We start from the raw sequence: 23,347 nt of genomic DNA on the forward strand, positions 1-23,347 counted from the left end.
AGTATTTCTTTTTAACTCTTATTTTAATAGAAAATGACCAGTCGCTTCTTTAAATTCTTTTGTTTGTTTGTCATAAATGGTTTCACCCCGTAAAATGGTACGTACTACTTGGCAACCAATTTCTCGTCCAATATAAGGACTGATTTTATTCTTATATTCCAAGTCTGATTCCTTTAAGGTATACGGTGCTTTTGGTTTAATAAAAGCAAAGTCGGCGTCTTTTCCAATGGCGATGCTGCCTTTTGTTTTCAGTTGATACAAAGCTGCAGGAGCTGTCGCAATTAAATCAGCAAATTGCGTTAAAGACATCCCTCGCTTTTGTACTGCTTCATCAAAAAGGATGTCTACATTGTTTTGTAGACCAGAGATTCCGCCCCAAGCAGTAAAGGCATTTCCTATTTTCATTTCAGGAGGACAAGGGGAGTGATCCGAAGTAACAAAATCAATTTCTCCATTAAAAAGCTTTTCCCAAAGCAATTCTTGATTGGTTTGATCTCTTAATGGAGGGGCGCATTTAGCACTCATTCCAATTTCAGCAAATTGTGCTTGATTAAGAGCAAAATAGTGAGTGCAAGATTCACAAGTGACACGTTGTCCCGCTTGTTTGGCTTTTGTAACTTTGGAAATGGCTTCAGGGGTACTTAGATGACAAATATGAATTTGACAATCAGCAATTTTGGCTAAATAAATTGCTCTACGAACAGCTTCAACTTCAGTAAAAGGAGGTCTTGAAGCTACATAATCATCTGTTGAAGTTTGTCCCTGTTCTTGTAAAACTTTCCCCAACTCATCACAGATTAAGGCATTTTCTGCATGAATAGCCAATAAACTATCCATTTTTGCAATTTTTTTCATTCCTGCAAAGAAGGAATAATCGTCGACATTTTGAAAATCTGTTGGTTCATCAGGAAAGCCGCAAGTTGCTAGAAAACATTTAAAAGCAACAACGCCTTCTTCATTTAAATCCTCCAAGTCGTCTAAATTATAAGGGACAAGACCTCCAAATAACGCAACATCCATTGAGAGTTTGCCTTTTGCTGCATCAAACTTTAACTGCAAGGTATCACGACTAGTTGTTGCCGGCAATTGATTTAAGGGCATTTCAATAAAGGTAGTCACGCCTCCTTTTGCAGCAGCTTTAGTTCCTGTTCGATAACCTTCCCAGTGAGTTCTACCTGGTTCTGAAATATGAACATGCGCGTCGACCATGCCAGGAGAGACAATTAACGTTCGTGCATCAATCGTTTCTCTTGCTTGCGACAAATCGGCTCCGATGGCAGCAATTTTACCATCTTTAACGGCAATAGTTGTTACAATTGCTTGGTCTTCTAAAATAACCGTTCCATTTTTGATTAATAAGTCATAATTCATTTTGTTTCCTCCTTTAGAGTAGATGATGATTTAAATAATAAAAATGCTAAACAATAAAGAATAAAGGCAGAGAAGCTGCCAATCATCCATGAAAAACCAGATAGAACAGCTAAGCTTGGTATTAATTTTCCAATAAATGATAACAGTGTAGCAACTAAGGTTACGGCTAAAGCGAACCAATTCACGCCATTTTTGTAATAGCCTGTTTTTCCTTTTGCAAGATATAATTTATCAAGAGACAGTGTCTGTTTCATTGCTACGAAGTAATGAGCCAACATCACACCTAAAACAGGTCCTAAAATTCCACCGATAATTTCTAAAAAAGTATAAATACTTACTTGATTTTCCATTAATTTCCATGGACAAATTAGAAAGCTGAGTACACTTGCAATTAAAACACCTTGCTTATACGAAATTTTTTTGGGAAAAGTTGCCGCTAATTGGTAACCTGCTGGAATAATATTACCAGTTGCATTTGTTGAAATCGTCGTCAATAGCAAGACAAGTGTCGCAAATGCAGTTGCAGCTAGATGATCCCATTTTGTAACGATATCTAAAATATTCCACGTATCCACACCATAATGAATGCTTGCACCCGCTAAAATTGTCACACTTGAAAAGGCAAATAGACTATAAGAAAGAACTAAGCCAGTAAATTGCCCCAGCGCTTGACTTTTAAAATTTTTAGCATGTTGAGTAAAATCCGATGCACTTACCCCAGGTGCTGCCCAAACGGCCAAATTCGCATTGACAATCATAAAGAAAACAATCAAAGAAGAATGTTCGTTTGAAATTTGTTGTGGAAGATACATTAAAATAGCCCGTAATCCACCACCAATTGACAATGCCCAAATCGTCATCCCACCAAACAAAATATAAATCAATGGATTAAGCAGAGCCGTAAATTTAGTTAAAATGGAACCCCCACCTAAACCGATTAGTAAATTTAAGACCCAAAAAATAATAAAAGCAATCAACCCTGGTAAGGAAATGCCTAGAAACTGAAAATTACCACCGATGTGAAGAGAAGCAGGCCAAATTTTTCCAATTAAAATCAATAAAGCAAGAGAACCTGTGTAAGTTTGCAATCCATACCACATAATTGCTGCGATACATCCTCTTAAAATTCCTGGTAGTAGAGCTCCTTTTTCTCCATAAGAAGCACGAAGCGACATAGCAAATGGAATGCCATAACGAGAACCCGCTTTCCCATTTAAAATCATTATTCCTGCAATCATAATTGAGCTAAAGAAAATGGCCAATAGAATATATTGAGGAGCAATTCCTAAAAAGAAAAAGCCGCCGACTGCAACATAATTTGGGACATTATGTACGGATCCCATCCATAATGTAAAATAATTAAAGGTTCCCCATGTTTGTTGTTTTTTCGTTTTAGGTAGTAAATCTGCTTGATAGCCTCGATCTTTAAAACGTTGCAACTGTTTATCTTGTTCAATTGACATAGCATCCCTCCTAAGTAAGCGTTATCATCCTAAATATAGCATGCTAAATCGCTGAATTCTTTAGATGAAGCGAACAAAAGAAAAAAAACACTTTAGTTAGAATGAATAGTTTTTATAAAAAGAAGAGGTAGGTATAAAAGGTTAGTGACGTATCCATAAAAAAAGCCCCTAACTGAATAGGGGCAAAGTTATACGCTAATCACACACTAGAGGAGTCAACTTGTTTAGAGGCAACGGTAACAAAAGGCAATGCGCCATCGGTATGAATTCGATCGCCACCACCATTACGAGCATGATAACTACTTGTAAAGTGAGGAACGATATCTACCTTTTGAACAAAAGAGCCTTTCTGCAATTCAGCAATCACAAAATCTCTTTCATGATCGACATCTGCATCAATTTTATGGGTAATTTGACCTGTAAACAAAGACAAACCAACGTGCTTGTCATACGTAGCAGCAGCTAACCAATCTGTTCTTCTACCACCTGGTAAATGCCAACCATCAGGTGTTTGCCAAATACGAATATGATGTCTTTTACGAGGATTTCCATCAATTTCCATTTCAAATGCAAGATCTTGCTTCCTTGAAAATAAAAACAAAGAACTAACAGGTGCAGTGGGGTACGATTTTCCAAAGACACTTGAATAGGTGATTTTCCACGAGCTATTTAAGGAAAGAGGATCCGCAATATGCCAACCACATTCTTTAAAAGCGTTTATAAGAGCTTCTTTAGATCCGTCGAAAGCTAAATTAATGGGATCACCTAATAGACCATCATTTGTTTTAGTCCGGCCAATAAAATAATCTGGGACATAAAATTTGGTTAACAATCGATTTAACCAAGGTAAGAAGAAATAGGCGGTAAACACCCAAAAGACAATGTAAATAAAAAAATGGATTTTTTTCGTAAAGATAGTTGCAAATAAATTTTGATAAATCAAAAAAGCCAGCACACATACAAGCATAAATTTAATTGCTCTAAGGCAACTATTTAGACTATTTTCAGACCATTTCAATTTGAAAACCTCCTATGGAATTGTCGTCTTGTTATCATTTAGTATACCTCATTCTACGAAGCATTTAAAAGCAATAGCCCATCACGCATTTTGACTGAAACTTAAAAAGGCCACAAAGAAACTAAGAATTTTAATCTCTTCCTGATAAAAAACTATCCCTAAGGCAATTAATAAGGTAGAATAAGGAGGATAGAAACAAATTAACGTTTTAAATGAGCGCTTATAAAGTGAGGTTAAAAAATGATTTATTATTATCTATTAGCCCTTGTGGTCCTGATAGTAGATCAAGTGACAAAATATTTGGTCGTACAAAACATTGAATTATACCAAGTAAAAGCTTTTTTACCCGGTGTTTTATCTTGGATGTACATTCAAAATACAGGAGCTGCATGGAGTATTTTAGAAGGACAAATGTGGTTTTTTTACGTGATTACAACCGTCGTGATCATTGGTGTTCTCTATATCATGCAAAAGTACGCTAAAGAAAGTCGCTTATTTTCAATGGGATTAGCCTTGATATTAGCAGGCGCTTTAGGAAACTTTATTGACCGCATTCGATTAGGATACGTAGTGGACATGGTTCGTATTGAACTAATTGATTTTCCGATTTTTAATGTAGCGGATATGTCGCTTAGTATTGGAGTAGCCTTGATTATCGTCTATGTTTTATTAGATGAGAAAAATAAAAAATTAGCTTAATGGAATGAGGAAAAGAAGCACATGACACAAATTTATACATTTACAATTAACGAAGAAAAAGGTAGAATCGATAAAGTTTTAGCAGAATTACTTCCCACTCATAGTCGTTCACAAATCCAACAATGGGTAAAAGAGGGAGCCGTTTATGTAAATGATGAAGCGGTAAAACAGAATTATAAAGTCAAATCAGGGGACCTTATTCAAGCAACAGAGCCAGATGCGGTTCCTTTAGAGATTATTGCAGAAGATATTCCTCTTGATATTGTCTATGAAGACGAAGATGTGATGGTTGTGAACAAACCTCAAGGAATGGTGGTTCACCCATCAGCAGGCCACATGACAGGAACCTTAGTAAACGCCTTGATGTATCACGTAAAAGACTTGTCTGGAATCAATGGTGTGATTCGTCCAGGGATTGTCCACCGTATTGACAAGGATACCTCTGGCTTGTTAATGGTTGCTAAAAACGATCAAGCTCATGAAAAATTAGCTGCACAATTAAAAGATAAAACTTCTCTGAGAGAATACGTAGCGTTGGTTCATGGCGAAATTCCACATGAAAAAGGAACCATTGATGCACCCATTGGCAGAGCAAAGGAAGATCGTAAAAAGCAGGCAATAATTGACGATGGCAGACCAGCTGTGACCCATTTTACAGTTATTGAACAATTTAGTGATTTTACTTTAGTCACATTGAAATTGGAAACAGGAAGAACCCATCAAATTCGTGTTCATATGCGTTATATTGGGTACCCTATTGCAGGAGATCCAACTTATGGGCCAAAGAAAACCTTAAAAGGGAACGGGCAGTTTTTACATGCGAAAACATTAGGCTTTAAACACCCTACAACAGGTGAATTTTTAACCTTTGAAGCACCGCTACCAACAATATTTGAAAATACTTTAGAAGAATTAAGAAATAACAATTGACATCTCCTTTAAAATTAGGTATTCTTAATTCAGTTAAAAATTTAATACTTTCCTTTAACAATAGTCCTGTGAGGCTAAGAAGGAGCATAAGTAAAACTAGGAATAGTTTTACACCTCAAAGATAACATTGTGCCCTCTTACTCTAACTAGGTAAGAGGTTTTTTTTTGGGAAAAATTAAGGAGGCGATGAACGTGATTCAAAAGGAAGTTGAAGTAGTAGATGAAGCAGCGATGAAACGGGCCTTAACTCGTATCACCTATGAAATCATCGAACGGAACAAAGGAATAGAAGATTTGGTTTTAGTCGGAATCAAAACAAGAGGGATTTATGTGGCTAAACGCATTGCAAGTCGATTAAAACAACTGGAAGGCGTGGAAATTCCAGTCGGAGAACTAGACATCTCATTATATAGAGACGATGTTCACACAAGCGATGGACGAGATCCAGAGCTAAATGGCTCACACATTCCGGTTTCAATTGAAGGCAAGCAAGTCATTCTAGTTGACGATGTTTTGTTTACTGGTCGTACGATACGCGCCGCTTTAGACGCACTGATGGATATCGCAAGACCACAAAAAATCTCATTAGCAGTCCTTGTAGACAGAGGACACAGAGAATTACCGATTCGAGCTGATTTTGTTGGGAAAAATATTCCAACCTCATTAGACGAACAAATTAAAGTCGAAGTCGAAGAAATCGATGGATTAGATAAAGTATCCATTAAAAAAATTAACTAACAAATCGAATAAAAAAGAATCGTGAAACTTTAACTGAGTCCAGAGAGGCACAGAAGGTCACCATAATGAATTGAATGTTTTGGAATCTCTCGTTTTAGATGAAAACAGGGAAACTTTAGCAAATTCAATGATTTAAAGAACCTGGAAGTCTCACATAGACTTTCAGGTTCTTTTTCTTTACAAAAAATGCATTGAAGTCACTTAATGTTGACTTTTAAAAACGAGGAGCAATTAAAAATGTCAGTTAAAGAAGTTAAAAGAAATCCAGATGTTGTCTTAGATATTCATGAAAAACCACCGGGGATTCAATGGTTTGGGTTAAGTTTGCAACACTTGTTTACCATGTTCGGAGCAACCGTATTAGTGCCCATCTTAGTTGGCTTAAATCCAGGAATTGCTTTAGTAACATCAGGATTAGGAACGTTACTTTATATCGGAATCACAAAAGGAAAAATTCCTGCCTATTTGGGAAGTAGCTTTGCTTTTATTACACCTATGCTTATGGTAATTAAAAATGGAGGGGGCTATCCTGCAGCCTTCCAAGGAGCCCTTTATGCTGGACTCGTTTACTGGATTGTTGCTTTAGTCATCAAAATGATCGGATCGGATTGGTTAGACAAAGTTCTACCACCAATCGTTGTAGGCCCTGTTGTGATGGTAATCGGATTAAGTCTTTCAGGTACAGCGGCAAACCAAGCCATGTATATTGGAGCCACAGCTGCTCCTGAAAATTATAGTGTGACTTACATTTTAGTCGCACTTGCAACACTAGCGATTACCATTATTTGCAACATGTATTTAAAAGGATTTCTAAGTTTAATTCCGATTTTAATCGGTATTGTTTCAGGCTACGTCATCTCGTTAATGGTTGGAATTGTCGACTTATCAGGAGTCGAAGCAGCCGCATGGTTCCAAGTTCCAAATTTCCAAATCCCATTTGTTTCATATAAACCAGCCTTTTCACTAGCTGCTCTAGCTACGATGGCGCCAATCGCCTTTGTCACAATGAGTGAACATATCGGTCATCTGATGGTATTAAATAAAATCACCACACGCAACTTTTTTAAGAAACCAGGATTATCAAGAACGATCTTTGCTGACGGTTCTGCAACAATTCTAGCTTCACTACTTGGTGGACCACCTGCAACGAGTTATGGAGAAAACATTGGTGTCTTAGCATTAACAAGAGTGCACAGTGTCTTCGTTATCGGAGGAGCTGCAACTTTAGCCATCCTCTTTGGATTTATCGGCAAGGTTAGCGCCGTTATCTTAAGTATACCGGGGCCAGTTATTGGCGGCATCAGCTTCCTATTATTCGGAGTCATCGCTTCAAGCGGCTTAAGAATCTTGATTGACAACAAAATTGATTTTGATAAAAAACGCAACTTGATTATCGCTTCAGTTATCTTAGTCATTGGAATTGGCGGTGCGTTCCTAGAATTTGGTTCGCTAACCCTTTCTGGTATGAGTTTAGCAACAGTCGTAGGAATTATTTTAAACTTAGTATTGCCACATCAAGCAAAAAGTGAAACCAATTAATACAGTCTAACAGCAAGCAAAACATTTAATGGAGGGGAAAATCATATGACAACAACTATTCAAAAATTACATTTAGAGAATCTTGTATCTGTTGAAGCACTATCAAATAAAGAGGTAATGGCCTTAATCAAACGCGCTGGAGAATTTAAAAAAGGTGCCGTATACGCGCCGCCAGAGCAAAAATATGCAGTCAACCTTTTTTTTGAAAATAGTACCCGAACCCATAAAAGTTTTGAAATGGCTGAAAAAAAATTAGGCATCGATATCATTGATTTTGAAGTTTCTACTAGTAGTGTGAATAAAGGAGAAACGCTGTATGATACCGTCTTAACAATGGATGCCTTAGGAGTGGACGTCGCTGTTATTCGACACGGAGACGAAGCTTATTACGAAGAATTGATTGCTAGTACTGGAATTAAATTAGCCGTCGTAAACGGCGGTGATGGAAGTGGACAACACCCAAGCCAGTGTCTACTAGATTTGATGACAATTTATGAAGAATTCGGTCGTTTTGAAGGATTAAAAGTAGCCATCGTAGGCGATTTAACGCATTCAAGAGTAGCCAATTCTAACATGCAAATGTTAAAACGACTAGGAGCAGAAGTCTATTTTTCAGGTCCAGAAGAATGGTATGATCCAGCTTTTGACGAATTTGGCACCTATCTTCCAATAGATGAACTTGCACCACTTGTTGACGTCATGATGTTGTTACGTGTTCAACACGAACGCCATGAATATTATGGCAACTTTTCAAAAGAAAAATACCTTGCAATGCACGGATTAACAGAAGAAAGAGAACAAAAAATGAAAGAAATGGCGATTATCATGCACCCAGCGCCTGTTAATCGCGATGTTGAACTGCAAGGAACGTTAGTCGAGTGTGAGCGTTCACGTATTGTTCAACAAATGACTAATGGTGTATACACAAGAATGGCAATTTTAGAAGCAGTTTTATAAAGAGATGAATCAGCAACAGGTTCGATGGTTGAATTTGTTGCTGATTTTATGCGAATAAAAAAATTTGGAATGGAAAGAGGCGGTTTAAAAATGATCACATGGATAAAAAATGCAAAAATGCTAACTCATAAGGATACATTAGAACCTATTGAATTGCTAATTAAAGACACTAAAATCGAGGCAATCGGGCTAGAGTTAGAAAAAATAGGCTTAACAGCCGATAAAATCATTGACGCTAAGGGAAGTCTAGTGACGCCCGGCTTAGTAGACGTCCATGTTCATTTAAGAGAACCAGGATTCACGTATAAAGAAACCGTTGCCTCAGGAAGTTTAGCGGCTGCACGAGGAGGATTTACAACGGTGTGTGCCATGCCGAATACCAATCCGGTTCCAGATACACCAGGAAAATTCGCTGCCATACAACAAAAAATTAAAGACGATGCGGTCATAAAGGTGTTGCAATATGCACCCATTACAACCGGTTTAAAAAGTGAAGAGCTTGTAGACCAAGCAGCATTAATTAAAGAAGGCGCATTTGCCTTTACAAATGATGGCGTTGGAGTTCAAACGGCAGGTACAATGTATTTAGCCATGCAAGAAGCCGCCAAAAATAACGTAGCCATTGTCGCTCACACAGAAGATGATTCCTTATTATTTGGAGGCGTCATGCATCAAGGTGGCATGTCTGAAAAACTAAATTTACCAGGGATTTTAAGCATTACTGAAGCGTCTCAAATTGCTCGAGATGTGTTATTAAGTGAAGCAACTGGGGCTCATTATCATGTCTGTCATGTTTCAACAAAAGAAAGTGTGCGGGTTATTCGCGATGCTAAACGAGCAGGAATTCACGTAACTGCAGAGGTTACTCCTCATCATTTACTACTCTGTGAAGACGATATCCCTGGAGACACTGGCATTTATAAAATGAATCCACCACTGAGAGGTGAAGACGATCAAGCAGCTTTACTTGAAGGATTATTAGATGGAACACTTGATTTTATTGCAACGGACCATGCCCCCCACGGCAAGGAAGAAAAAGAAGCTTCTATGTTAACTTCCCCCTTTGGAATTGTCGGTATCGAAACGGCTTTTGCTTTAATGTATACCCATTTTGTAAAAACGGGAATTGTAACCTTCACTCAACTGATTGAATGGATGAGCACCAAACCAAGCGACGTTTTCCAATTAAATTCAGGAAGAATCGCTGTTGGCGAAACAGCCGACTTGGCCTTTTTCAATCTTGAAGAAGAAGAAGTCATCGATGCAGCTGATTTTAAATCACTAGCAAGCAACACACCATTTATTGGATGGACGGTATCAGGCTTAACAGAAATGACCATAGTTGACGGAAAACTAGTCTATTCGAAAGGGGCATAATCAATGGATCGCTTATTATTACTAGAAGATGGCACAATATTTAAAGGCAAAGGATTTGGAGCACCGCAAGAAGTAACCGGAGAAGTAGTCTTTACAACCGGGATGACAGGTTACCAAGAAACGATTACGGATCAGTCCTACAATGGTCAAATGATTGCTTTTACATTTCCACTTGTAGGCAATTACGGCATTAATCGGGACGATTTCGAGTCCATTGAACCTACTTGTAAAGGTGTTATTGTAAAGGAGCATGCGCGAGTTGCATCGAATTGGCGTAACCAAATGACCCTAGACGAATTTCTAAAAAAACGCAACATCCCAGGGATATCTGGAATTGATACAAGAAAATTAACCCGACTTCTAAGAGATAAAGGAACGATTAAGGGCATGATTACGAATGATACAAAAGACCTAGAACATGCTTTTGATCAGTTAAGAGCGATTGTCTTGCCAACGAATCAAGTCGCTCAAGTGTCAACTACAAAAGCATACCCAAGTCCAGGGAACGGTCGAAATATTGTTGTAATTGATTTTGGCCTAAAGCACAGTATTTTAAGAGAATTAAGCAACCGAAATTGTCACTTAACGGTTTTACCCTACGATACAGACAGCCAAACTATTTTAGATTTACAACCGGATGGCGTGATGTTAACAAACGGTCCTGGAGATCCAAAAGATGTCCCAACAGCGCTAGAGATGATTCGAGGGATTCAAGGAAAGGTGCCGATTTTCGGTATCTGTTTAGGGCACCAACTGATTGCACTGGCAAATGGAGCCGATACGTTTAAATTAAAATTTGGTCATCGTGGTTTTAATCATCCAGTAAAAGAGATTGCGACTGGACGCATTGACTTCACCTCTCAAAATCATGGGTACGCAGTAGATCATAAAACAATAGCGGGAACCGATTTAATTGTGACTCATACTGAATTAAACGATGGAACCGTTGAAGGAATCAAACACCGGGATCATCCAGTTTTCAGTGTTCAATTTCATCCAGATGCAGCACCGGGCCCACATGATGCGGTTCATTTATTTGATCAATTTATGGAATTAATCGACGCTGGAAAGGAGCAACAATCGGATGCCTAAAAGAAGTGATTTAAAGAAAATATTAGTAATCGGTTCCGGACCAATTGTCATTGGACAAGCGGCCGAATTTGATTATGCCGGCACACAAGCCTGTTTAGCATTAAAAGAAGAGGGATATGAAGTTGTTTTAATCAACTCAAATCCAGCAACTATTATGACGGATCAAGAGATTGCAGATAAAGTTTACATTGAACCGATTACCTTGGAATTTGTATCTAGTATCCTTAGAAAAGAGTTGCCTGACGCAATCGTACCAACCTTAGGAGGGCAAACGGGCTTAAATATGGCCATGGAATTAGCCAACTCTGGCATCTTAGAAGAGTTGTCCATCGAATTGTTGGGGACAAAATTAAGTGCAATTGACCAAGCGGAAGACCGCGATTTATTTAGGCAATTAATGCATCAACTTGGCGAGCCCGTTCCTGAAAGTGACATTGTTCATACGGTTGCTGAAGCGGTTAAATTTTCAGAACAAGTTGGATTTCCATTAATTGTTCGACCTGCTTTTACCTTAGGGGGAACAGGTGGCGGAATTTGTGACAACTTAAAAGAACTGGAAGAAATCGTAGCTAATGGATTAAAGCTTTCACCTGCTAATCAATGTTTAGTCGAAATGAGCATTGCAGGCTTTAAAGAAATCGAATATGAAGTGATGCGAGACAGTCATGACAATGCGATGGTTGTGTGCAACATGGAAAATTTTGATCCAGTTGGGATTCACACAGGGGATTCGATTGTGGTTGCTCCAAGTCAAACGTTATCTGATGTCGAGTACCAGATGTTACGAGATTCTTCCCTAAAAATTATTCGTGCCTTGGGAATTGAGGGAGGATGTAATGTTCAGTTAGCCCTTGATCCAAATAGCTTCCAATATTATATTATCGAAGTTAATCCAAGAGTGAGTCGTTCTTCCGCACTTGCAAGTAAAGCTACGGGTTACCCAATTGCTAAGCTAGCAGCCAAAATTGCAGTTGGCTTAACATTGGATGAAATGAAAAACCCAGTGACTGGAACAACCTATGCGCAATTTGAACCGGCTTTAGATTATGTGGTAACCAAAATCCCAAGATGGCCTTTTGATAAATTTGAAAATGGCGATCGTAAACTAGGAACCCAAATGAAAGCAACTGGCGAGGTAATGGCGATTGGTCGAACAATTGAAGAGTCCCTTTTAAAAGCCGTGCGCTCTTTAGAAATTGGAGCCCTTCATGTTTCAATCCCTGCTGCCAAAAAAGTCAGTGATGAAGCATTAGTTGAAAAAATGATTAAAGCTCAAGACGATCGTTTGTTTTATTTAGTAGAAGGAATTAGACGAGGCTACACAATTGAAGAATTAGCCGAATTAACAAAAATTGATTTGTTTTTCTTAGACAAATTGTTGCATATTGTAGAAATTGAAAACGAACTACAAGCCCAACCAGAAAATATCGCTACTTTGAAAATGGCAAAAGAGTATGGTTTTTCAGATAGCGTCATTGCAGAGTTATGGCAGAAAAAAACGAATGAAGTAGCCGAATTACGCTACCAAAATGAGATTGTTCCTGTTTACAAAATGGTTGATACTTGTGCAGCGGAGTTTGAATCTACAACGCCTTATTTTTACAGCACCTACGAAGAAGAAAATGAGAGCATCGTTACTGAAAAAGAATCCATTTTGATTATTGGATCAGGTCCCATTCGAATTGGGCAAGGAGTTGAATTTGACTACGCTACCGTTCATTCGGTTAAAGCTATCCAGAAATTAGGCTATGAAGCCATTATTATGAATAGCAATCCCGAAACCGTTTCAACAGATTTCTCAATTTCAGATAAATTGTATTTTGAACCCTTAACAGTCGAAGACGTGATGCATGTTATTCGGTTGGAAAAACCAAAAGGCGTTATCGTTCAATTTGGCGGACAAACGGCCATTAATCTTGCTGAACCCTTAACCAAATTAGGCATTCATATTTTAGGAACAAGTGTGGAAGATCTAGATCGAGCTGAAAATCGAGATTTATTCGAGCAAGCCCTACAAGAACTAAACATACCACAACCACTTGGTGCAACTGCCTTAAGTACAACGGAAGCTGTCACGATAGCCAATGAAATTGGGTATCCTGTTTTGGTTCGACCAAGCTACGTCTTAGGTGGACGAGGAATGGAAATTGTTGAAAATCAAAAAGACTTAGAAAACTATATGGGAAATGCTGTAAAATCTTCTCCCGAGCATCCCGTTTTAATCGACCGTTATTTACTTGGAAAAGAATGCGAAGTCGATGCCATTAGTGATGGAACAGACGTATTGATTCCAGGAATTATGGAGCATATCGAGCGAGCTGGCGTCCATTCTGGAGATTCGATGGCCGTTTACCCGCCACAACAATTAAGCGAAGAGCTAAAACAAAAAATCGTTGATTATACCAAGCGATTGGCACTTGGATTAAATTGTATCGGCATGATGAATATCCAATTTGTTATTTTTGAAGAAGAAGTTTATGTCATAGAAGTAAACCCACGAGCAAGCCGAACCGTGCCTTTCTTAAGTAAAGTCACAGGTATTCCGATGGCACAAGTAGCAACCCATTGTATCTTAGGAGAGTCCTTAGCTAAACAAGGCTACCAAAGCGGTTTATACCCAGAATCGAATCGCGTCCATGTAAAAGCGCCTGTCTTCTCATTCGCCAAATTGCTTAGTGTGGATACAAACTTAGGACCTGAAATGAAATCTACTGGCGAAGTAATGGGAACAGATAAAACACTAGAAAAAGCCTTGTACAAAGCTTTTGAGGGAAGCAACCTTCATTTAGCTGATTACGGAACCGTCCTATTCACCATTGCGGATGAAGACAAAGAAGAAGCTGTCTTATTAGCCAAACGTTTTAATGCAATTGGGTACCAAATTATGGCAACTACAGGAACTGCTAATTATTTCAAACACAAAGGCATTCAAGTAAAAGAAGTGGATAAAATCTCAGCAAATGAAGACGAAAAAAATGTGTTAAATGCCATCAGACAAAATCGTTTGCAAGTGGTTGTAAACACAATGGGACGGGATAAAGAAGTGCAAACCGACGGATTTTTAATTCGCCGTGAAGCAGTTGAACATGGTGTACCGTTGTTCACCTCGTTAGATACAGCGAATGCGATTTTAAAAGTCTTAGAATCACGCTCATTCGATACAGCACCCTTATAGTCAAACTTGTTAGGAGGAATTTTATGTTACAAGAACTCATGACGGTTGTTGATCAAAAACAACTTGCACCTAAGATTTTTGAAATGCGTTTAACAGGTGATCTCGTTAAAGAAATGCATATTCCTGGTCAATTTTTGCATATTTTAGTTCCACAAGCTGACCTTCTCCTTAGAAGACCCATCAGCATTGCAGAAATTGTACCTGAACGAAATGAATGTTCCATTATTTACCGAATTGAAGGGGCTGGGACAGAAAAGTTAAGTCTTTTAAAAGGTGGCGATTCCCTTGATGTAATGGGACCACTTGGCAATGGCTTTTCATTGGAAACTGTTGAAAAAGGACAAACAGCTTATATTATTGGTGGGGGAATTGGCGTTCCTCCTTTATATGAACTTTCAAAACAACTTGTTAAAAAAGGCGTGGAAGTGAAACATATTTTTGGTTTTGCAACTAAAGACGTCATTTTTTACGAAAAAGAATTTTCTAAATTAGGCGACATTCATTTAGCAACAGATGATGGTTCTAAGGGGAAACATGGACATGTGGGTCACTTATTGGATACCTTGCAAGAAAAACCGAATGCTGTCTATGCTTGCGGTTCAAGAGGCTTATTAATGGCTGTTGAAAATCGTTATGAGAATCAGAATGCCTTTTTATCCTTAGAAGCGCGCATGGCTTGCGGGATGGGGGCATGCTATGCTTGTGTTTGCCCTAAAAAATCAGATCCTACTGGTCAATCAAGTTTTAAAGTATGTGACGAAGGACCCGTTTTTAAAGTGGGAGAGGTGGTTTTATAATGAATCGTTTAGCTATTAGCTTACCTGGGTTAGAGTTAAAAAATCCAATTATGCCGGCAAGTGGATGTTTTGGTTTTGGTGAAGAATATGCCAAATATTTCGATTTAAATCAATTAGGCTCTATCATGGTGAAAGCTTGTACCCTAGAACCTCGTTTTGGTAATCCAACGCCGCGTGTTGCTGAAACGACAAGTGGCATGTTAAATGCCATCGGCCTCCAAAATCCAGGATTAGAGGTGATTTTAACAGAGAAACTCCCTAAACTAGAGCAATACGATGTCCCGATTATTGCCAATGTGGCAGGATCAACAAAAGAAGATTATGTAGAAGTATGTCGAGAAATTTCAAAAGCACCGAATGTAACGGCAATTGAACTAAATGTATCTTGTCCTAATGTAAAACATGGGGGGATTGCCTTTGGAACAGATGAAAAAGTCATCTTTGATTTGACTCAAGCAGTTAAAGCAGTATCCAGTGTGCCAATTTATGTCAAACTCTCACCAAATGTAACCGACATTGTACCAATTGCAAAAGCAGTAGAAGCAGCTGGAGCTGATGGGATTTCAATGATTAACACATTATTAGGCATGCGCATCGATTTAAAAACAAAGCAACCCATTTTAGCAAATAAGACAGGCGGTTTATCAGGACCAGCCATCAAACCTGTTGCCATTCGCTTGATTCATCAAGTGAGTCACAGCGTGAACATTCCTATAATCGGAATGGGAGGCATTTATACAGTTGATGACGTGCTAGAAATGTTTATGGCGGGAGCAAGTGCAGTGGCTGTTGGAACAGCCAACTTTACAGATCCTATGATTTGCCCTAAACTGATTGAAGAGCTGCCAAGACGAATGGATGAACTTGGAATATCTTCGCTAGAAGCACTCATTAAAGAAGTAAGGGAAGGAAGATAACATGCAAACAAAACCAATTATCGCATTGGATTTTTCAACAAGCGAAGAAATAAAAAATTTTTTAACCCATTTTAAGGATGAACAACTATTTGTTAAAGTTGGAATGGAATTGTATTACCAGAACGGACCAGAAGTCGTTAAATGGATGAAAAGCTTAGGTCATCAAATTTTCTTAGATTTAAAATTACATGATATTCCAAATACAGTTGAACGTTCAATGAAAGGTTTGGCCGCATTGGATGTCGATATGATTAATGTCCATGCTGCTGGAGGAAAACAAATGATGGAAGCTGCTATGAGTGGGATAATAGCTGGTACGCCGACTGGAAGCCAACGCCCTAGTTTGATTGCCGTAACACAATTAACCTCTACGACACAAGAAGCTATGCGGACAGAACAATTAATTCAAGTACCCTTGCTTCAAAGCGTGATTCATTATGCTAAATTAACTCAAAGTGCAGGACTCGATGGCGTGGTTTGTTCAGCTTTAGAAGCTCAACTGATTAAAGAAAATACATCAAATGAATTCTTATGTGTAACACCTGGAATTCGTCCAAGTGGGGATGAAAAAGGCGATCAAAAACGTGTTGCAACACCAAGTCGTGCAAGGGAAGCAGGTTCGAGTTTTATCGTGGTAGGTCGCCCTATTACCCAAGCAGCAGATCCTGTTAAAAGCTATCATACAATAAAAAATCAATGGAATGGAGTCGAAGCATAAATGTCGATTGAAAAAAAGATTGCCCAAGATTTATTAGAAATAAAAGCAGTAAGTTTAAGTCCAAATGAACCATATACATGGGCAAGTGGGATTAAAAGCCCTATTTATTGCGATAACCGAATTACGATGAGCTACCCAAGCGTACGACGTGAAATTGCAAGGGGCTTAGCAGAACTGATTAAGCGTGATTATCCTGAAGCAGAAGTAATTGCTGGTACGGCTACAGCTGGAATTCCTCACGCTGCATGGGTTGCAGAGCTATTAGATTTGCCAATGGTGTACATTCGTGGCAAAGCAAAAGACCACGGCAAAGGCAATCAAATCGAGGGACGCATTACTAAAAACCAAAAAATGGTCATCATTGAAGACTTGATTTCCACTGGTGGAAGTGTGATTGATGCGGCTGTGGCTGCAAAAAATGAAGGTGCAGATGTAATAGGGGCAGCCGCCATCTTTACATACGAATTGCCAAAAGGGATTGAAAATTTTAAAAAGCATCAATTATCCTTTGCAACCTTAACCAATTATTCTACTCTGATTGACGTTGCGTTAGAGCTTGGAACGATTGAAGCGAATGACTTAAATTTATTAAAAGAGTGGAAGCAAGATCCAACTAATTGGAAAAAATAAGAAGAGCCCGTCACTTAAATTAGTTGAGATACTAGATTGTTCCTGATGAAAAAATATGGTAAACTAGCTAATAATTAAAATAAAAAGAGCAAAGAGGTGAGTGAGATGATGAATACCTATAAGTTAATATTAATTATGCTCCCGCCGCTTCCCGCAGTGAGATGTTTTTTTTCAACCCTTTAATCATTATTAGGAGGAGTTATTTTGAAAAAAAGCATCACAACTCAAGCACCATCTTTATTATTACTCATTGTTTTAGTTGGTTTTCCACAAATCAGCGAAACGATTTTTACACCTTCCTTGCCAGACATCGCAAGTGATTTTGAGACGACACTAGGAACGGTACAGCTAACCTTAAGTATTTATTTTTTAGCTTTTGCCTTAGGAGTCTTTTGCTGGGGAATTGTTTCTGATTTTATTGGACGTCGCCCTGCAATTCTATATGGTGTGATTCTTTACGGAATTGGTAGTTTGCTATGTTTTCAAGCAAAATCAATTGAATTCTTATTAGCTGCCCGTTTTATACAAGCTTTTGGAGCAAGCACAGGTTCAGTTGTTACCCAAACCATTTTAAGAGAAAGCACAAATGGTTTGAGACGACATACTTTATTTGCTCAAATTTCTGCAGCACTAGCCTTTACACCTGCTATTGGTCCTTTAATTGGTGGAGTAGTAGACCAATTTTGGGGATTTCGAGCTGTCTTTTTTGGATTGGTTATAATGAGTCTTTTCGTTTTTAGCTATGCTTATTTTCGCTTAGGCGAGACCTATGATGTTAAGCAACGATCAAAAGTGAAATTGCTTCCTATTGTAAAACGCTTTTTAAAAAACCAACACGTTTTGATTTATGGTTTTTTGATTGGAACAATCAATGGCATTTTATTTAGTTACTATGCAGAAGCGCCATTTATTTTTATTGAGTATTTTCATTTTTCAACAGCTAGCTATGGCTTCCTTGGAATGATTGTCGCAGTAGCAAGTATTTTAGGTTCACTTTTGTCAAAGCGTTTAGTCACAAGTAGACAACCAGAAAAAATTATTTTAGATGGAATCAAAATAATGCTGGTAGGCATAAGTATTCTTTTAGCTGTTAGTGTGTCAACTTTTTTTGTTCCAGAATGGCAATGGATCATGTTGCTAGTGGGGATTTTTATCACGTTACTTGGAACAGGAACGGCTTTACCTAATTGTTTAAGTCTTGCGTTAGTGGATTTTCAGGATGTCATTGGATCTGCTGGTGGATTGTTTAGTTTAGGATACTATCTATTGGTCAGTATGGTTACGTTTGGCATGAGCTTTGTTCACAATGGAACGCTCTGGGCAATGCCTTGCTATTTTTTGCTAATTGGTCTCATGATGTTGAAATTAGCAAAAAAGTTGACTAGCAAGTAGTTTAGATTATGTTTTAAGAATAACTAAAAAACGATCGAAATCACCTAAGATTTTGATCGTTTTTTCTATCATATTTCATTTTTTTGAATCACATCAATATAAGAAGTCATCATAGCATTCATCGTCCCTCGCTGTTCCATCGAATTAGCCATCAACGCATTGTCTGTAATGATGCCATGGGCCGTAGTTGATAAATACTGATTAAATTCAGCTGGTTCGTCAACAGTCCACAAAAAGATCGGTTGTTTGCTTTCAAAAAATTCAGGAGCTGCCATAGTATGTTTTAAGGTTAAAAATTGGAAAGCTGGATATTCTTTACTAGGTAACATTGAAACAATCATGCCAACTTGTATATCGTGATTGACTTCTTTAACCTGATTCAAAAAAGCTTCATTGGTGGATTGGATCAAATAGGAATCAACAACGTCTTTTTCTGCCAATAAATCAGCTAATTGTTTAGGCATATCTAAACTGTCTTGTTTACTTGTTTTAATATCTAATAAAAGAGGTTGCTTCGCAGTTTTAGCTAAGTCAATTGCTTCTTCCAATGTTGCAATCGGCGCTTGAAAATTATTTTGTTTCAACGTCAGTTTATTTAATTCTGCAAGTGTTAATTGATGAACTTTTTTCTTTTTACGCGCTAACCGTTTCAAACTTGCATCATGCATTAAAATAAAATGTTCATCTTTTGTTTGCCGAACATCTAATTCAATATAGGCAGGCTTATAAGGGAGGGCTGCTTGAATGGATGAAAGTGTATTTTCAACGCCTCCAGCTTTGTAGCCCCTGTGGGCAATTATTTTCGAATTGGATTTAGGCACGCCCAATACTCCTTGTGGAAAGCTAAGTGGGGCAGTGTTGGACGGAATCCGAGATTCAATTTTGACATTTTTCGATCTAGGACCATCTAGAGGTGAAAAAAAGAAACATAAGAAAAAAAATAAAAAGAGTAGCTTTAAAATAACAAGCCCCCAAGTGTAAAATAAGACTTTCATTTGATCACCTTCCATTAGAATAGTGTAACAAAAAAAAGATAAAAAAAGAAGTTACTGTTTTTTAAATAAAAGTTAAGTATACTGGTAAGAGTTATTCTTCGATAAGAAATAACCCATTTAACCAAAAAGGAGACGATAAAGTGACCTACTACGACTGGCGTAAGGTAGAAAAACAATTTTATTTCCCAACAACGGATCCCTATATTCTAAAAAAACCTGCTTTTCAATATTTGATAATTAAGCGATCAAACCCACTTCAAAAAGAAAGCTTTATTGAAGAAATGGAATGGGTGCTTGCCGTTTCAAAAGCAATCAAATTGAAATCAAATCAAACAAATAAAAATCCAGATTATCAACTTTTTCCAATTGAATGTCGTTGGATTCAATCGGATGTTGGCGAACAAATTGATTTTCAATTGATGATTCGTCAACCTCGGTTTATCAATGAAAAACTACTTCAGCAAGCCGTGTTAAGTAAAAATAATTTAACGCATCAGTTCTTTTTAGAACAACCCGAACCCACGTTACGTGTTTTTTGTCTACATAAAGGTTCTTACCACACAGAAGAAGATTGTTTAAACAAAATGACACACTATTGTCAAAGTAAAGGATACCAACGAGTTGGAAAAGATTACGAAGAGATTTATGTAGCTGATTTTAGAAATCATACTCCTGAACAATTAAAAACCGTTCTATCTTTTGAAATAGAAAAAACGACCTAATTTAACTAATTAGGTCGTTTTTTTTAATTTACACGCAATGATTCAACCAGTTCCTTATCAGGCGTTACATAGACCGTCTTTTGACCTTCGTAAATCACAAAGCCAGGTTTGGCTCCATTTGGTTTCCGAATGGCTTTAACGGGTACGTAATCGACTGGTACAAGTGCTGAAAGTTGTGACTTCGAATAGTAAGCCGCAATATTGGCAGCTTCAAGAATGGTTTCTTCACTAGGGTCTGCATGTTGAATAATGACATGAGAACCGGGAATGTTTTTTGTGTGAAGCCAAATATCACTTTTTCTTGCCAATTTAAGTGTTAATTCGTCATTTTGTAAATTGTTTTTCCCGACTAAAATGACGGTTCCATCTGTTGCATGGTATTTTTCAGGCTTGCTTTTTTGTGCTTTCATTTGTTTTTTCTTAGTTTTTTTCTTTTTAAGATAACCAACCTGCGTCAATTCTTCCTTAATTTCAGCCACATCTTTTGGCGTTGCTAAAGATAACTGAGTAGAAACCGATTCTAAATAATCAATTTCTCCCATCGTTAAATCAATTTGCTCGGTCACATAAGCAATGGCATTTTTAAGTTTTTGATATTTTGCAAAATATTTTTGTGCATTTTGAGAAGGATTTTTTCGAATATCCAATTTGATTGTAATAGGAGCATCTTCTTCATAGAAGTTGGGCAGTTTAATCTCTGGTGCCCCGCGTTTAAATTCATGAAGATAGGCGGTTAAAATTTCACCTTTAATTCGATAATCATCTGCCAATTCCGTTTCAGCCATTGTTTTATGCAATTTTTCTAACTTTTTCACATTTTTTTGCAATTCATTGTTTACCAATCGAATCAATTCAGATCCTTGCTGGTGAACACGATCCTTTTCAGCTTTCCCGCCATAGTAAGCATCTAATAATTCACTTAGTAACGGAAAGGTTTTTTGTTCCCCCTCCAAACTTAAAAATGGGGTAGGGGTAAAGAAATCTTTTTGTGTGTTAGTCGTTAATGTTGGTGTTGCATTGCCATCTTTAACTTCGCTAATTAAACTTACAAAAACCTCCGGTAATAAAGCTAGATTACTTTCACTTCGAAAAATTATTTCAGCGGCTGTATCTCCGCCAATTCCTTGATACGTCGTTTGAAGTTGTCTTTGAATGGACAATTCTGAAGCTGAATCTAACGTTTCGCTAATTTCTTGTTTCGTAACGGTAAAAGGGTTTAATTTATCTTGATGAGGTGGATTTAGATAGGTAGCACCCGGCATAACAGATCGGTAGCTATTTAAGCTTGCTGGGACATGTTTAATACAGTCAATAATACGTTTTGATTCTTGGTCGATTAAGAAAATATTACTATGGCGTCCCATTAACTCAACAATTAAAACAACGTTATGGATATCGCCAATTTCATCCCGACTTTTAAAGGTAAAATGAATAATCCGGTCATTGCCAATTTGCTGGATATCCTCTAAAATTGCTCCTTCTAATTGCTTTCTCAATAACATACAAAAATTAGGCGGTGTATTTGGGTTTTCATATGGAATCTGTGTAACTTGTATTCTTGCGTAACTTGGATGAGCAGACAATAACACACGGTGGTTTTTACCGTTTGCGCGCATCACTAAAATAATTTCACTTTGATAAGGTTGATGAATTTTTGACAAGCGTCCGTTTTTTAACAAACTCTTTAATTCATCGACCATGGCATGAGTGAAAATTCCATCAAATGACATAGGATTTCCTCACTTTCATTAATTGAATAGGCATAAATAACAATCAAAAAAAATTTCTTTTTTTGTCGCCAACACTCTTATTATAACGTTTATTTCACTAAAAGTATATGGAGGATAAAAATGCCTTACTTCTTATGATAAAGAAAAAATAAGAGAGTCTTCAAACAATATTAGTTGACTTTTTTTTTGTAAAAAAGGTAAAATAAACGAAAGTTTGTGTATTTTAGGAGGAATGATTTTGGATTGGTTCTACGAAGAAGGCCCCAGAGGTCCTGAAAATTGGAAAAATATCTGTGCGATTTTTCATAAAGCTGAAAATGAAAGTTTACAATCGCCTATTAATTTAAAAGAAGCAGAGGTTACAGCTGCGATGGATGGAAATCTACTTGATTTTGATTACCACGCAACAAATTTTAGATCCTCCTTTTTTAATCATACGGTCCATTTAAATCCTGTGGCAGGAGAAAAAATCAATCACGTAGTCTTTAATCATAAACGTTATACATTAGAAGATATCCATTTTCATCTACCTAGCGAACATTTGATTAACAGTCAGCAATTTCCTTTAGAAATGCACCTTGTTCATCGTTCAGCAAAAAACGAGTTGCTCGTTATTGGCGTCGTAGCAGAACCTACTCAAGTGCCCTTAAATAAAAAATTAGCGAAAATTGATAACATTGCATTAAATCCAAGAAATGCAGCTAGAGGATTTATAGTTCCTATTCTGTTAACACAATTGTTGCCTGAAAAACGTACTTTTTTTAATTATAGTGGGTCCCTTACAACACCGCCAACAGAAGGTCCCGTTGAATGGCTTGTATTTAAAATGCCCGTTTACATGCGCCAAGGACTTTTAAAAGCTTTTGAGGAGCAGATTGGCAAAACCAATCGTCCTGTTCAAGAAAGAAAAGGGCGGCCCGTTTATTTAGCAGACAACTAGCCTTAATTAGTGAAATCTGCTTGACAAATAAGATTGAAACATAGTAAGATTGATTTATCAAAGAAAACAAAGGAGTGCCACACATGAAAACAACACCAACGAATCTAAAACAATTAAATCGCAATTGGCAAAGCCAAAATAGATAGG

The 23,347-nt window shown here is 37.6% G+C and carries 20 protein-coding genes; 15 read left to right on the top strand and 5 right to left on the bottom strand.

All coding sequences use genetic code 11. The features are described 5' to 3' along the window. Positions 1-18 precede the first annotated feature (18 nt). The 3 genes from allB to CDIMF43_RS08160 all read right to left on the bottom strand — a co-directional run bounded on the left by allB (position 19) and on the right by CDIMF43_RS08160 (position 3,852). Entirely contained in the window at positions 19-1,371 is a 1,353-nt protein-coding gene (allB, locus tag CDIMF43_RS08150) for an allantoinase AllB (RefSeq protein ID WP_109841716.1), read from the bottom strand. Next, positions 1,368-2,834, bottom strand: coding sequence for an allantoin transporter (locus CDIMF43_RS08155; RefSeq protein WP_109841717.1), 1,467 nt, complete (start codon positions 2,832-2,834; stop codon positions 1,368-1,370). The genes allB and CDIMF43_RS08155 overlap by 4 nt, the downstream gene beginning before the upstream one ends. Before the next feature lie 199 nt (positions 2,835-3,033). Next, positions 3,034-3,852, bottom strand: a complete 819-nt coding sequence (locus CDIMF43_RS08160) for an LssY C-terminal domain-containing protein (RefSeq protein WP_227001164.1) — start codon at positions 3,850-3,852, stop codon at positions 3,034-3,036. Positions 3,853-4,092: 240 nt separating this feature from the next. Between CDIMF43_RS08160 and lspA the strand changes: the two genes are divergently transcribed. The 13 genes from lspA (at position 4,093) to CDIMF43_RS08225 (ending at position 18,813) form a co-directional block, all read left to right on the top strand. Beyond that, a complete protein-coding gene (gene lspA / locus CDIMF43_RS08165) occupies positions 4,093-4,551 on the top strand; it encodes a signal peptidase II (protein ID WP_074402760.1) in 459 nt (152 codons plus the stop codon). 21 nt (positions 4,552-4,572) lie between these two features. After that, positions 4,573-5,481 (top strand): RluA family pseudouridine synthase, encoded by a 909-nt coding sequence (locus CDIMF43_RS08170; protein WP_074402759.1) that lies wholly within the window; start codon positions 4,573-4,575, stop codon positions 5,479-5,481. A gap of 186 nt (positions 5,482-5,667) precedes the next feature. Beyond that, a complete protein-coding gene (gene pyrR / locus CDIMF43_RS08175) occupies positions 5,668-6,219 on the top strand; it encodes a bifunctional pyr operon transcriptional regulator/uracil phosphoribosyltransferase PyrR (RefSeq protein WP_034569745.1) in 552 nt (183 codons plus the stop codon). 237 nt (positions 6,220-6,456) lie between these two features. After that, entirely contained in the window at positions 6,457-7,758 is a 1,302-nt protein-coding gene (gene uraA, locus CDIMF43_RS08180; protein ID WP_074402758.1) for a uracil permease, read from the top strand. A gap of 45 nt (positions 7,759-7,803) precedes the next feature. Next, entirely contained in the window at positions 7,804-8,715 is a 912-nt protein-coding gene (locus CDIMF43_RS08185) for an aspartate carbamoyltransferase catalytic subunit (protein WP_109841718.1), read from the top strand. Between the two features lie 90 nt (positions 8,716-8,805). Continuing rightward, positions 8,806-10,092 carry a dihydroorotase gene (locus tag CDIMF43_RS08190; RefSeq protein ID WP_109842360.1) on the top strand — a complete coding sequence of 429 codons (1,287 nt, stop codon included), beginning with the start codon at positions 8,806-8,808 and terminating at the stop codon, positions 10,090-10,092. Positions 10,093-10,095: 3 nt separating this feature from the next. After that, positions 10,096-11,184, top strand: a complete 1,089-nt coding sequence (locus tag CDIMF43_RS08195) for a carbamoyl phosphate synthase small subunit (protein WP_109841719.1) — start codon at positions 10,096-10,098, stop codon at positions 11,182-11,184. After that, positions 11,177-14,359: a carbamoyl-phosphate synthase large subunit gene (gene carB / locus CDIMF43_RS08200; RefSeq protein WP_109841720.1), complete on the top strand. Its 3,183-nt coding sequence runs from the start codon at positions 11,177-11,179 to the stop codon at positions 14,357-14,359. Before CDIMF43_RS08195 ends, carB begins: the two co-directional genes overlap by 8 nt. A gap of 23 nt (positions 14,360-14,382) precedes the next feature. Next, entirely contained in the window at positions 14,383-15,156 is a 774-nt protein-coding gene (locus tag CDIMF43_RS08205; protein WP_109841721.1) for a dihydroorotate dehydrogenase electron transfer subunit, read from the top strand. Continuing rightward, a complete protein-coding gene (locus CDIMF43_RS08210) occupies positions 15,156-16,073 on the top strand; it encodes a dihydroorotate dehydrogenase (protein ID WP_109841722.1) in 918 nt (305 codons plus the stop codon). Before CDIMF43_RS08205 ends, CDIMF43_RS08210 begins: the two co-directional genes overlap by 1 nt. A 1-nt stretch (position 16,074) precedes the next feature. Beyond that, positions 16,075-16,791, top strand: a complete 717-nt coding sequence (gene pyrF / locus CDIMF43_RS08215; RefSeq protein ID WP_109841723.1) for an orotidine-5'-phosphate decarboxylase — start codon at positions 16,075-16,077, stop codon at positions 16,789-16,791. Then, positions 16,792-17,421 carry an orotate phosphoribosyltransferase gene (gene pyrE / locus CDIMF43_RS08220; protein ID WP_109841724.1) on the top strand — a complete coding sequence of 210 codons (630 nt, stop codon included), beginning with the start codon at positions 16,792-16,794 and terminating at the stop codon, positions 17,419-17,421. Positions 17,422-17,625: 204 nt separating this feature from the next. Then, complete coding sequence (locus CDIMF43_RS08225; protein ID WP_074402751.1) at positions 17,626-18,813, top strand: multidrug effflux MFS transporter; 1,188 nt, start codon at positions 17,626-17,628, stop codon at positions 18,811-18,813. A 68-nt stretch (positions 18,814-18,881) separates the two neighbouring features. On the opposite strand, the gene CDIMF43_RS08230 is transcribed toward CDIMF43_RS08225, so the two are convergent. Then, positions 18,882-19,634: a glycerophosphodiester phosphodiesterase family protein gene (locus tag CDIMF43_RS08230; protein ID WP_162532927.1), complete on the bottom strand. Its 753-nt coding sequence runs from the start codon at positions 19,632-19,634 to the stop codon at positions 18,882-18,884. 314 nt (positions 19,635-19,948) lie between these two features. On the opposite strand from CDIMF43_RS08230, the gene CDIMF43_RS08235 reads away from it, so the two are divergent. Continuing rightward, on the top strand, positions 19,949-20,530 hold the full coding sequence (locus CDIMF43_RS08235) for a GyrI-like domain-containing protein (RefSeq protein WP_152877031.1): 582 nt from the start codon (positions 19,949-19,951) through the stop codon (positions 20,528-20,530). A 23-nt stretch (positions 20,531-20,553) separates the two neighbouring features. On the opposite strand, the gene CDIMF43_RS08240 is transcribed toward CDIMF43_RS08235, so the two are convergent. Beyond that, positions 20,554-22,260 (bottom strand): NFACT RNA binding domain-containing protein, encoded by a 1,707-nt coding sequence (locus CDIMF43_RS08240; RefSeq protein ID WP_074402748.1) that lies wholly within the window; start codon positions 22,258-22,260, stop codon positions 20,554-20,556. A 232-nt stretch (positions 22,261-22,492) separates the two neighbouring features. Between CDIMF43_RS08240 and CDIMF43_RS08245 the strand changes: the two genes are divergently transcribed. Next, complete coding sequence (locus CDIMF43_RS08245) at positions 22,493-23,200, top strand: carbonic anhydrase family protein (RefSeq protein ID WP_109841726.1); 708 nt, start codon at positions 22,493-22,495, stop codon at positions 23,198-23,200. Positions 23,201-23,347 lie beyond the last annotated feature (147 nt).

It is taken from the genome of Carnobacterium divergens (genome assembly GCF_900258435.1).
Classification (GTDB): domain Bacteria; phylum Bacillota; class Bacilli; order Lactobacillales; family Carnobacteriaceae; genus Carnobacterium; species Carnobacterium divergens_A.